The sequence below is a fragment of the Microbacterium sp. genome, from assembly GCF_051860965.1.
Taxonomy (GTDB): domain Bacteria; phylum Actinomycetota; class Actinomycetes; order Actinomycetales; family Microbacteriaceae; genus Microbacterium.
The window spans coordinates 263,969-275,363 of the sequence record NZ_JBIMKU010000001.1 but is presented as its reverse complement, the minus strand read 5'-3'; the positions used below and the strand labels follow the sequence as shown (position 1 = coordinate 275,363).

Here is an 11,395-nt window from a genome sequence, read left to right as displayed (position 1 = left end):
CAGGGCGGATGCTCCGACCGAAGCGCAATTCTCCGACCGAACGCGCGCCGAACGGCGGCGGATGGATGCCGGATGCTGTCGCGATCACACCCTCGGCTGCGCGTCGAGAACGCCCATCTCCCGCACGTCGTAGCCGCTCACGACGTCACCCTGTCCATCAGCGCGGCCGTCCGCGGTCCGAGGCCGAGGGCGCGGGCGGCGAGCAGCTGATCGTAGGTGTCGACGTCGCGGCGGAGGGTCGAGGCATCCGGAATCCGCAGCGCGACGCACCCCGACGCGACATGACGATCGAACGAGCCGTCACCGAACGACGATTCCCACGGCACATCCGGACCGGCCGTCACGAGGGTCGAGCCGGTGCCCTCGGCGTCGGCGACGACGGCGCGATCATGCGCCTCGGCGAGTGCCAGTGCGGCAGCGAGATCGTCAGGCCGCAGCGACGGCAGGTCGCCCAGCAGCGCTGCGCGACGGCCTGTGAGACCCCGCAGCCCGAGGGCGACCGCGGCGTCGAGCCCCTCCGGCTCGTCCTCGGGCACGAACCGCAGACCCGGGACGTCCGCCGCGGCCATGACGAGTCCGCCCTCGTCGGTGACCACGACGACATCGGCGACCTGCGCGGCTGCCGCGATCGTGTCGAGCGCGATCGCCCGCGCGAGCGACACGCGGTCGACGCCGGGCACCTGCAGCCGCGACTTGCCCCGATCGGCCGGCTTGACCGGCACGACGACGGTCCAGCGGGCGGTCACTCGCCGAAGCGCGCGCGCAGACGCGGAAGGATCTCGGCGCCGTACGTGCGCAGGAACTCCTCCTGGTCGTGCCCCGGGTCGTGGAAGACGAGGTGACGGAACCCCATGTCGACGTAGGCCGCGATCTTCTCGACGTGCTCCTCGGGGTCGGTCGAGACGATGAAGCGCGATGCCGCGCGCTCGATCGGCAGCTCTGCGGCGCGCCGCTGCATCTCGATGGGGTCGTGGATGCCCATCTTCTCGTCGGCCGAGAGCGCGAGCGGTGCCCAGAAGCGCGTCTTCTCGAGCGCGACCTCGCGATCGGGGTGGTACGAGACCTTCACCTCGATGAGGGTGTCGATCGAGTCCTCCGAGCGGTCCTCCTTCTCGAGACCCTCCTTCAGGGCCGGGAGCAGTGTCTCGGTGTAGAGCTCGCGCGGCTTGCCGCTCGTCGTGATGAAGCCGTCCGCGATGCGTCCGGCCAGCCGCGTCGCTGCCGGGCCGGCGGCGCCGATGTAGATCGGCACCTTCGCATCCGCCGCAGGGCGGTCGTAGACCGTGGCATCCTTCACCGAGTAGAACGTCCCGTCGAAGGTGACGCGTTCGTCGGCCCACAGCTCCTCGATGAGCGCGATCGCCTCCTTGAGCCGCTGGAAGCGCTCGGGCGGATCGGGCCAGTCGAGCCCGAGCGTCACCTCGTTGAGCGCCTCGCCGGTGCCGACGCCGAGGATCACGCGTCCGGGGTACATCACGCCGAGCGTCGCGAACGCCTGCGCGATCACGGCGGGGTGGTAGCGGAACGTGGGCGTGAGCACCGAGGTTCCCAGCAGGACGCGCGACGTGCGCGCGCCCATCGCGCCGAGGACCGGCAGTGCGGCGGGGGCGTGGCCGCCCTCGTGCATCCAGGGCTGGAAGTGGTCGGAGATGAAGACCGAGTCGAATCCCATCTCCTCGGCGAGCACGGCGAGATCGACGAGCTCGGTGGGGCCGAACTGCTCAGCGGATGCCTTGTAGCCCAGGCGCAGCGGAAGGGTCATGACGTGCCTCTCTTGATGGGAGCGGGGAGGAATTCCGAGCCGTCCGCGGCGGCGAGGCGCGCGCGGAAGGCGGCGACCGTGCCGGGCCACAGCAGCGTCAGGCGTCCGGAGCGGTCGTCGACGTACCAGTTGCGGCAACCGCCGGAGATCCAGGGAGTGGTCGCCGCAGCCCGGTCGATCTCGTCGGTGTAGGCGCGCTCGGCGGCCGGGTCGACGCGGCGCACGCCGGCGCGCGACGCGAGTGTGCGGGCAGCGTACGCAGCCTGCTCCTCGAGCATGAGCACCGACGAGGTGTGGCCCAGCGACGCGTTCGGGCCGTTGAGCACGAACAGGTTCGGGAAGCCGGCGACGACGGTCGACCCGAACGACGTCATGCCGCCCGACCAGTGGTCGGCGAGGGTGCAGCTCTCACCGACCACGAGGTCGGCGAAGGGCTGCTGCGTCGACGCGAAACCGGTCGCGAGAACGAGCGCGTCCACGTCGTGGCGGGAGCCGTCGGACGCCACGAGCGTGCTCCCCTCGACGGCCGACAGCGCGGGAGCCAGGTGCACGCGATCCGACGCGACGGCCGGGTAGAACCGGTCCGACAGCAGCACGCGCTTGCAGCCGAAAGCGTAGTCCGGCGTGAGCGCGGCACGCAGTGCGGGGTCGGGGATCTGCGCCTCGAGGTGGGCGAGGGCGACGGATGCGGCGGCGGCCGCGGCATCCGGATCCCCCGACCGCGATGCGAATCGCGCCTCGCCCTCCGCATCGAGGTCGGCCCGCAGTGCCGCGAGCCTCGCCGGATCGGCCGCGAAGGCGGCTCGGTCGGAGTCGGAGTAGGCGTGTGCGCCGCGCGGGACGATCCAGGCCGGCGTGCGCTGGAAGAGCGTCACCTCGGCGATGCGCGCGAGTTCCGGCACGAGCTGCACGGCCGACGCGCCTGTGCCGACGACCGCCACCCGCCGACCTGCGAGTTCGGCCGATTCGTCCCAGCGCGACGAGTGGAACAGCGGCCCTGGGAACGTCTCGAGCCCGGGGAGCTCGGGGATCGAGGGCTCGGTCAGGCGCCCGCACGCGAGGACGAGTGCGTCGGCCTCGATCTCGCCGGCGTGCGCCCCGCCCGTCCGCACGCGCCAGCGTTCGGCCGCCGCATCCCATTCGGCGCTCAGCATCGGGGTGCCGAGAAGCGGCGCGATGCCCTCTTCGGCGGCGACGCGCTCGAGGTACGCGCGGATCTCGTCGCCGGGCGCGTACAGCGCCGACCAGTCGGGGTTGGGATGCTCCGCGAACCCGTACAGGTGGCTCGGCACGTCGCACGCCACGCCGGGGTAGACGTTGTCGCGCCACGTGCCCCCGATCGACGTCGCACGCTCGAGCAGGACGAACGAATCGACCCCTGCGCGACGCAGCGCCATGGCCATGCCGAGTCCCGCGAACCCGGCGCCGACGATCGCCACCTCGACGCGCATCATCGCGCCGCCGGCGTGCGGTAGTCGGTCGTGCGCAGCCGGAACGGCCGGAACAGGCGCGTCGCGATGGCCGCGGCATCCCGCATCGGCAGTTCGAGTCCGGACTCGATTCCGGCCGCGGGTTTGATGCGCCCGTCCAGCAGAGTGCCCCCGAGATCGTCGCCGCCCGCGGTCAGCAGCACCGCCGCTGCGTCGCGGCCGACCCGGGTCCATGGGATCTGCACGTGGGGGATGCTGCCGCTCAGCGCGAGGCGCGAGACTGCGACCATCGCGCGATGCTCGTCGCTCGGCGCGCGACCCGCGACGAGCGGCACGCCGCCCGCCGGCCCGGGGAGCGGGATCGGCACGAACTCCGTGAAGCCGCTCGTCTCGGACTGGATCGCCCGCAGCGCGCGGAGGTGCGCGATGCGCTCGGCCGCTGTCTCGACGTGGCCGTAGAACAGGACGCTCGTCGATCGGAATCCCGCGCGGTGCGCCGCCGTGATGCCGTCGATCCAGGCGTCGATCTCGAGGTCGCCCGGCGCGACGAGAGCGCGCACGCGCTCGCTGAGCACCTTGACCCCGGTGCCCGGCACCGTGTCGACGCCCGCCTCGCGCAACGCGGCGAGCGCACCATCGAGGCCGTGCCCTCCGCGGTCGGCGAGGTCGCGCACGTCCTGCGGCCGATAGGCGTGGAGATGGATGCCGGGTGCCCCCACCTTCGCGGCTCGCGCGATCTCGACGTACGCGTCCGGATCCTCGGTCGCCGGCAGCAGACCCTGCACGCACAGCTCGGTCGCGCCGAGACTCCACGCGTCGGCGGCGATCGCCTCGACGTCGTCGAGGTCGAACTCGTCGGGCGCATCGGAGCCTGCGCGCCGGAACCCGGTCGAGGTCAGGTTGCGATTGACGACGAGGGTCACCGCCTCGCCGACCGTGTAGCGCCGCACGTCGTCGGCCGTCGCCGTGAGCGCGTCGAGGTCGTCGCCGGTCGCCTCGAGCAGCGCGACCCACTCGGCGTCGTCGAGGGAGAGGGGATCGGATGCCGCGGCCTCCGCGATGCGCCGGATGTCGAAGCGTCCCGCGTGGTCGCCGAACCCACCCGCTTCTGCCGAACCCACCGACTTCTGTGCGCGAATCCGGGTGGGTTCGGCAGAAGTGTGTGGGTTCGGGGATTCGGCGGCCCAGCCGGTCTCAGGATCCATGAGGGCAGCGACGGGAGCGCGCATCGCGGCATCCAGCCACTCGTCGGGCTCACGCAGGTACGGCGGATGCGCCGTCAGGCGCTCCTCGAGCCGATAGCCCAGCGCTGCGGTGCGCTCGGCGAGCTCGTCTATGTGCGGCCAGGGGCGCTCGGGGTTGACGTGGTCGGCCGTGAGCGGCGACACGCCTCCCCAGTCGTCCGCACCGGCGCGTACGAGCAGCTCGAACTCCGCAGGATCCGACAGGTTGGGCGGCACCTGGATGCGCATGAGCGGGCCCATCACGAGCCGGGCGACCGCCACGGCGGCGACGTACTCGAGCAGCTCGGCATCCGGCGCCCCCTGCATCGCCGTGCGCGGCTTCGCCCGGAAGTTCTGGACGATGACCTCCTGCACGTGCCCGTGGCGCTCCTGCGCCCCGCGGAGCGCGACGAGCGATTCGGCGCGGTCGCGGAGCGTCTCGCCGATGCCGACGAGGATCCCCGTCGTGAACGGCACGCGCTCGCGTCCGGCGTCTTCGATCACGCCGAGGCGCAGCGCCGGGTCCTTATCGGGCGATCCGTAGTGCACCTGCCCGGGCTCCTCGAACAGCCGCCGCGACGTCGTCTCTAGCATCATGCCCATCGACGGTGCGGTGGGGCGGAGCATCCGCAGCTCGTCCGCCGACATGACACCGGGATTGAGATGCGCGAGCAGCCCCGTCTCGGCCGTGATGAGCCGCGCCATCGCCCCGACGTAGTCGAGCGTGGACGCGTGGCCGTGCTCGTCGAGCCAGGCGCGCGCCTCGGGCCAACGATCCTCGGGCCGGTCGCCGAGAGTGAGGAGCGCCTCCTTGCAGCCGAGGGCGGCGCCCTGCCGCGCCACCGCGAGCACCTGCTCCGCGCTCATGTAGACGGGCTTCTGCTTCTTGAGCAGCTGCCCGGGCGTGTCGACGAAGACGCAGTAGTGGCAGCGGTCGCGGCACAGCGTCGTGAGGGGGATGAAGACCTTGCGCGAGTAGGTGATGACTCCGGGGCGACTGGATGCCTCGCCCCCGGCATCCCGCATCGCTCCCGCGATCTCGAGCAGGCGGTCGAGATCAGCGCCGGTCGCGCTCAGCAGGGCTGCGGCGTCGTCGACGTCGAGTCGCACGCCGTCAGCCGCGCGGCTGAGGGCCGATGCGGTGTCGACGGGCGCCGGATCGAGCAGGGTCACCGAACCAGTCTTGCACCGCCGAGGCGCCTCGGATCCGTTCGATCGTTGCCCCACTGTAAGCAAAACGCCAGCGCACGGACGATCGGCGCTGGCAGACTGGGGGCATGGTGACCCTGCTGCTCGACTCGACGCAGCTCGAAGTCGTCCTCTCGGGGTCTGAGAAGGCGCTCGCATTCCGCAAGAGGAATGTCGCCATCGAGCGGTCGACGATCGTGAAGGTGCAGCTCACCGACGACGCGTGGACGTGGCTGCGCGGAGTGCGGGCACCGGGCACGCACATCCCCGGAGTCCTCGCGATCGGAACGTGGCGATCCACCGGCGCCACCGACTTCGCGATCATCCGCCGGCACCGTCCGGCTGTCGTGATCGACCTCGACGGGCATCCCGAGTTCCAGCGGATCGTGCTCACGACGCGCCACGGACTCGAGCTCGTCCAGGCGCTGCAGCTCGACGTCGCGGGCGACGCGGCCGACGTCGTCGAGCTCGCAGCCGATTCCGCCCCTGTCGCCAAGAAGAAGCCGCGGTCGCGCAAGGCGCCGACCCCTGCTCCCGCCGACGGAGTCAGCTGACGTCGCGGCGCCAGCTCGCGAGATAGCCGACGACGAGGAAGACGACCGCGTAACCCAGCAGGACGGCCCCGCCGACCCACCATTCGAGCGTGTCCGCCGGCTCGCCTGTCGTGCTGACCGCGAAGACGCTCGCTCCGACGAGCATGTCGCTCGCGGCGCCCGGGAGGAACCGCGTGACGTCGGAGAGACCCTCGACGAAGGATGCCGCGGCCCGCGCGACCGGCTCGAGGAACTGTGTGAACACGAGCACGCCGACGATCGCGCCGACCTGATTGCGCACGAGCGCGCCGACGCCGATGCCGATGAGCACCCACAGCACGTAGGCGAGCAGCATGCGTCCGAGGAGCGCCCACGTGTCGGACGAGGTCAGCTCGGTGTCGAGGCCGTATCCCGAGATGAATCCGGCGGCGGGGCCCACCGAGGCGACGATGCCGATGACACCGAAGAGCACGCCGACCAGCAGGCCGCACATGATCTTCGCCCACAGCACGGTGCCGCGGCGGGGTGTCGCCAGGAACGTCGGAGTGAGGGTCTTGTGGCGGAACTCGCCCGTCACCAGCAGTGTCCCGATGAGGAGCGGGAACACGTAGCCGACCGACGTGGCGGTGCTGTAGAGCGTGCCGGCGATCCCTTCGGACGGGAACTGCGGACCGCTGTCGCCGAGGGCGCCGGTCGCCGAGGCGGCGAAGACGAAGCCGAGGACGGACGCGGTGAAGCCGACGTAGGCCACGAGCACGATCGCGAGGATCCACCACATCGACGTCGTGAACTGCTTGGTGACCTCGGATCGGGTCGCGGCGGCGAGGCTCATCGCTGCTCACCTCCCTCGTTCTCGTCGCGGTGGTCGGCGGACTCGGCCCATTCGGGATCCAGATCGACGAGCGAACCGAACTCCTCGGTCTCCTCCGCGGATTCCCGGGCGGCCGCATCCTCGGCGCCCGGCGGGTCGGCAGGCTCTCGGGCGTCCTCGGGCCCACCGCCCTGGGAGGCGTCGAAGGACGAGAAGAACGCGTCCGCATCGACGTCCGACGTCGTCTTGTCGTAGGTGTCGAAGGGTCGCTCCTCGGCGGCATGGCCTTCGGCGCTCGCCGTCTCGAGCTCTTCGTCGATCGCGCCGATCGCCTCGACATCGGGGTCCGCGTCGACCGGTGCGACGGGGGTCGCTTCGGGGAGGACCCCGTCGGCGGCGAAGCCCTCGGGGAGCGGTTCGTCCTCGGGTGCGGCGTCCGGTGCGGTGGATGCCACGGGCTCGGAGGACTCGGCCGGCTCAGCGGGTTCCGAGGGTTCTGCGGGCTCCGTGGGTTCGCCGGATGCGGCGGCCTCCGGCTCGTCGTCATGCGACTCGGCGGGGGCCGCGTCATCCACCGTCTCGTCTCCGACATCGTGCGCGGCGGGCACGACATCGATGACGCCCGTCGCCGCGACGGCGAAGGAGTGCGGCGCATCGAGGTCGATCGGCGCCGGAGCGGCGACGGGGATCGTGCCCGTCGCGACCGTCTCGCCGCTCGTCGAGGTCGCGAAGGCGGCGGCACCGGCGGCTGCTGCGACCGGGCCACCCGTGGCCTCGACCTCGAGCTCTTCCGCGGCGGCTGCGGCGTCCTCCGGTGAGGCGGATGCGGGCATGTCGTCGACCACGGGATCGGGATCGGCCTCTTCCACCACGGGTTCGGCAACGGCCTCGTCGACCACGGGATCGGGATCGGCCTGCTCGACAACGGGATCGGGATCGGTCTGCTCGACCCCCGGCACGGCCACGGGTGCCATGGCCCCCGCCGCGCTCGCGTGCACGCGAGCGCCGCTCACGAGCTCGAGGAAGACCTCCTCGAGAGCCGGTCCCTTGCGCTGCAGGGACGAGAGCGCGACCCCCGCGTCCGCCGCGATCACGCCCACCTCGGCGGGCGTCAGGTTGCGCACCGTCACACCCGAGCGGAGCACTTCGTAGGGCACGTCCGCACCGGCGAGGGCGCTCGCGAGAGACGCTCGGTCGGGAGCATCCACCACGGTGGCGTACTCGGTCGGATCGGCGAGCTCCTCGAGACCGCCCTGGAAGACGAGCCTGCCCTGCGAGACGATGAGGAGCGCATCGACCGTCTGCTGCACCTCGGTCAGCAGGTGCGACGAGATGAGCACGGTGCGTCCCTCGCCCGCGAGCTGGCGCAGGAACCCGCGCATCCAGCGGATGCCCTCGGGGTCGAGGCCGTTCGACGGCTCGTCGAGCACGAGCACACCGGGATCGCCCAAGAGCGCGTACGCCAGGCCCAGGCGCTGCCGCATGCCCAGCGAGAACCCGCCGACCTTGCGGCCCGCGGCATCCGAGAGCCCGACGAGGCCGAGCACCTCGTCGACGCGCGCATCCGAGATCTTCGCCGCACGGGCGTAGACGCGCAGATGGCTCGCTGCGGTGCGACCCGGGTGGAAGCTGGATGCCTCGAGCACCGCGCCGACCGTCTGAAGAGGCTGCGCGAGCTTCGCGTAGGGGACTCCGCCGATGGTCGCCCGCCCGCTCGTGGGACGCACGAGGCCGAGGAGGATCCGCAGGCTCGTCGTCTTGCCGGCGCCGTTCGGGCCCAGGAATCCGGTGACGCGCCCGGGCTCGACGCGCGCCGTGAAGTCCGAGACGGCGGAGACCGTGCCGAAGCGCTTGGTCACACCGGAGAACTCCAGCACCTGTCCTTCGGGCATGGGGCACCCTCTCGTCGTCGGAAGCTGTTCTCGCTATCTTTGCGGAAATCGCTCCCCGCGTGCGGAATTATCCTCACGCGGCACGCAGCGCGGGGCTGACGGTAGCCTTTCCCTCGTGAGCGACGCCCCGGAATCCACTGTTCTCTCCCGCGTGAAGGGGAGTCTCGGGCACATCACCCTCCATCGCCCCCGCGCGATCAACGCGCTGGATCTCGGCATGATCCGCACGATCGCCGACGCGTTGGACCGCTGGCAGGACGACACCGACGTCGATGTCGTCGTGCTGGACGGCGCCGGGGAGCGCGGCTTCTGCGCGGGCGGTGACGTGCGCGGTCTCGCGGAGCAGATCTCGGCGGGTGATCCGGGTGCGACCACCACGTTCTTCCGGGCCGAGTACGCGCTGAACGCGCGCATCGCGGAGTATCCGACGCCGATCGTGGCGCTCGCAGACGGCATCACGATGGGCGGGGGCATCGGCCTGGCGGGCCATGCCGCGATCCGTGTCGTGACCGAGCGGTCGAAGCTCGCGATGCCCGAGACGCGCATCGGGTTCACGCCCGACGTGGGCGGCACGTGGCTGCTCGCGCACGCTCCGGGGCGACTCGGCGAGTTCTTCGGCCTGACCGGCTCGACGATGGATGCCGCGGACGCGATCTACGCCGGCTTCGCCGACTACTTCGTGCCCAGCGAGCACCTCGATGCCGTGCGCGAAGCGCTCGAGACGCGCGCCGACCCGACGAGCCCGACAGAGATCGTTCTGCTCTTCGACGAGACGCCGCCGCCGTCGCGGCTCATCGCTGCGCGCGAATGGATCGATCATGCCTTCGCAGCCGACACCGTCGCCGAGATCGTCGAGCGACTGCGCGCGCGGCCCGAAGCCGAGGCATCCACCACCGCCGACCTGCTCGAGGAACTCTCGCCCACGGGACTCGCCGTCACCCTCGCCGCCGTGCGGCGCGCGCGAGAGCTGCCCGATCTGCGGGCAGCCCTCGCACAGGAGTACGGACTCGTGCTGTGGTTCGCGCACACGCAGCCCGACCTGATCGAGGGCATCCGCGCACAGCTCATCGACAAGGACCGCTCGCCGACGTGGCGGCCGGCGTCGCTCGCAGAGCTGCCACCCGACGTGGCCGACACCGCTCTCGCCTACACGCCCGCGACCCCCCTCTGGTGATGAGCACGCCCGCGAAGACCGAGCGTCGCCGCAGGGCGTACTCGATCGGTGTCGCGGTCGACTGGTTCTTCTTCGTCTTCGCGGGTCTCGCCGCGATCTGGCTCGCCTACCTCAGCTTCACCGAGACCTTCAAGGTGGGATGGTGGGGCATCCCCTTCGCGATCGCGTTCTGGGTGCTGCTCGCCTACCTGGTCCTGCCGCGGCTGCATCGCATCCTCACCACCGTCTACGTGCCCGACTACTTCATCGGTCGCGCTCGCACGAGCGACGGGCTGCTGGGCGATCCCATCAACCTCGCCTTCCTCGGCGACGGCCCCCAGATCGAGCACGCGCTGCGCGAAGCGGGATGGACGAGAGCCGACCCCGTCACGCTGCGCTCGTCGTGGCGCATCATCACGTCGACGATCACGCGGCGCAGCTATCACGAGGCTCCCGTCAGCCCTCTGTTCCTCTTCGGCCGCCAACAGGACTTCGCCTACCAGCAGGAGGTGGACGGAAACCCCGCCCAGCGCCATCACGTGCGGTTCTGGAAGTGCCCCGACGAGTGGCTCCTCCCCGGCGGCCGGCGCGTCGACTGGCTCGCCGCGGGCACCTTCGACACGCGCGTGGGACTCTCGCTGTTCACGCTGCAGGTCACGCACAAGATCGACGCCGACACCGACATCGAACGGGATCACGTCGTCAAGACGGTGACGGATGCCGATCCCGGCGTGCTCCTCGACGTCATCGCCGACTTCTCCACCGGCTATCACGCCCGCAACGGCGGTGGCGACAGCATCACGACCGATGGCGACCTGCCGGTCGTCGACGTACGTGCCGTCGCCGCGACGGTGGACGCGGAGGTGACCCCGTGAGCGACCAGCCGACGAAACGCGCGGCGTTCGAATCCGCCTCGCGGCTGCTTGCCCCGACCCGCTACGACCCGACGATGCCGCGCCCCACGACGACGACCGTCGCCGCGGTCCTCGTGCTCCTGCGGGTGGTCGCCGGGGTCTTCGTCCTCATCGGCGTCGCGGCGGGATGGCAATCGATCCTCGACGACCCCGACATCATCGCCGACGGGTGGGATCCCTCCTCGGATGTCGCGCAGTTCGGTCTCCTGATCGTGATCGCGGTCGGGGGGTCGGTCCTGCTCATCGACCTCCTCCTCGCCGTGTTCATCTGCCGGGGCCGCAACTGGGCGCGCATGTTCATGATGATCGTCACGGTGTTCTCGATCGCGTCGCTGTTCCTCGCCTGGTGGGTCCAGGGCCAGGAGATCAGGATCGGAACGACGTTCGCCTCGTTGAGCATCGACATCCTGCTGCTCCTCGCCCTGTCGAGCCGCAGCGCCGCCGCCTACGCCCGCCGCAACGAGAAGGACTGAGCCCCGCACTCCACCC

General features: G+C 71.2%; 10 protein-coding genes. 4 read left to right on the top strand and 6 right to left on the bottom strand.

Annotation, left to right across the window (positions count from 1 at the left end; all coding sequences use genetic code 11):
- Window positions 1–137 precede the first annotated feature (137 nt).
- From cofC to cofG, 4 genes are read right to left on the bottom strand one after another with little or no spacing between them, the layout of a single operon-like run.
- Entirely contained in the window at window positions 138–746 is a 609-nt protein-coding gene (cofC, locus tag ACTIFV_RS01225) for a 2-phospho-L-lactate guanylyltransferase (RefSeq protein ID WP_439590984.1), read from the bottom strand.
- Complete coding sequence (gene fgd / locus ACTIFV_RS01220) at window positions 743–1,762, bottom strand: glucose-6-phosphate dehydrogenase (coenzyme-F420) (RefSeq protein ID WP_439590983.1); 1,020 nt, start codon at window positions 1,760–1,762, stop codon at window positions 743–745. The genes cofC and fgd overlap by 4 nt, the downstream gene beginning before the upstream one ends.
- The gene (locus tag ACTIFV_RS01215; RefSeq protein ID WP_439590982.1) at window positions 1,759–3,216 is read right to left on the bottom strand and encodes a flavin-containing monooxygenase; all 1,458 of its coding nucleotides are present in this window, start codon (window positions 3,214–3,216) and stop codon (window positions 1,759–1,761) included. Before ACTIFV_RS01215 ends, fgd begins: the two co-directional genes overlap by 4 nt.
- A complete protein-coding gene (cofG, locus tag ACTIFV_RS01210; protein WP_439590981.1) occupies window positions 3,213–5,588 on the bottom strand; it encodes a 7,8-didemethyl-8-hydroxy-5-deazariboflavin synthase CofG in 2,376 nt (791 codons plus the stop codon). The genes ACTIFV_RS01215 and cofG overlap by 4 nt, the downstream gene beginning before the upstream one ends.
- Window positions 5,589–5,692: 104 nt before the next feature.
- Between cofG and ACTIFV_RS01205 the strand changes: the two genes are divergently transcribed.
- On the top strand, window positions 5,693–6,157 hold the full coding sequence (locus tag ACTIFV_RS01205) for a hypothetical protein (RefSeq protein WP_439590980.1): 465 nt from the start codon (window positions 5,693–5,695) through the stop codon (window positions 6,155–6,157).
- On the opposite strand, the gene ACTIFV_RS01200 is transcribed toward ACTIFV_RS01205, so the two are convergent.
- Together ACTIFV_RS01200 and ACTIFV_RS01195 are read right to left on the bottom strand one after the other, a co-directional pair.
- The gene (locus tag ACTIFV_RS01200) at window positions 6,150–6,968 is read right to left on the bottom strand and encodes an ABC transporter permease (protein ID WP_439590979.1); all 819 of its coding nucleotides are present in this window, start codon (window positions 6,966–6,968) and stop codon (window positions 6,150–6,152) included. The two genes, ACTIFV_RS01205 and ACTIFV_RS01200, sit on opposite strands and share 8 nt — an antisense overlap.
- A complete protein-coding gene (locus tag ACTIFV_RS01195; RefSeq protein WP_439590978.1) occupies window positions 6,965–8,839 on the bottom strand; it encodes an ATP-binding cassette domain-containing protein in 1,875 nt (624 codons plus the stop codon). The genes ACTIFV_RS01200 and ACTIFV_RS01195 overlap by 4 nt, the downstream gene beginning before the upstream one ends.
- Before the next feature lie 115 nt (window positions 8,840–8,954).
- Between ACTIFV_RS01195 and ACTIFV_RS01190 the strand changes: the two genes are divergently transcribed.
- Genes ACTIFV_RS01190 through ACTIFV_RS01180 form a run of 3 tightly spaced genes read left to right on the top strand, consistent with a single transcriptional unit; the run spans window position 8,955 to window position 11,379 of the window.
- Window positions 8,955–10,013, top strand: coding sequence for an enoyl-CoA hydratase/isomerase family protein (locus ACTIFV_RS01190; protein ID WP_439590977.1), 1,059 nt, complete (start codon window positions 8,955–8,957; stop codon window positions 10,011–10,013).
- Complete coding sequence (locus ACTIFV_RS01185; RefSeq protein WP_439590976.1) at window positions 10,013–10,867, top strand: LssY C-terminal domain-containing protein; 855 nt, start codon at window positions 10,013–10,015, stop codon at window positions 10,865–10,867. Before ACTIFV_RS01190 ends, ACTIFV_RS01185 begins: the two co-directional genes overlap by 1 nt.
- Window positions 10,864–11,379, top strand: coding sequence for a hypothetical protein (locus tag ACTIFV_RS01180; protein WP_439590975.1), 516 nt, complete (start codon window positions 10,864–10,866; stop codon window positions 11,377–11,379). The genes ACTIFV_RS01185 and ACTIFV_RS01180 overlap by 4 nt, the downstream gene beginning before the upstream one ends.
- Window positions 11,380–11,395: the final 16 nt, after the last annotated feature.

Coding starts and splice junctions, on each gene's coding strand:
- ACTIFV_RS01205 (WP_439590980.1), top strand. CDS start 5,693: ATGGTGACCCTGCTGCTCGACTCGACGCAGCTCGAAGTCGTCCTCTCG.
- ACTIFV_RS01185 (WP_439590976.1), top strand. CDS start 10,013: ATGAGCACGCCCGCGAAGACCGAGCGTCGCCGCAGGGCGTACTCGATC.
- ACTIFV_RS01215 (WP_439590982.1), bottom strand. CDS start 3,216: ATGATGCGCGTCGAGGTGGCGATCGTCGGCGCCGGGTTCGCGGGACTC.
- ACTIFV_RS01200 (WP_439590979.1), bottom strand. CDS start 6,968: ATGAGCCTCGCCGCCGCGACCCGATCCGAGGTCACCAAGCAGTTCACG.
- ACTIFV_RS01195 (WP_439590978.1), bottom strand. CDS start 8,839: ATGCCCGAAGGACAGGTGCTGGAGTTCTCCGGTGTGACCAAGCGCTTC.
- fgd (WP_439590983.1), bottom strand. CDS start 1,762: ATGACCCTTCCGCTGCGCCTGGGCTACAAGGCATCCGCTGAGCAGTTC.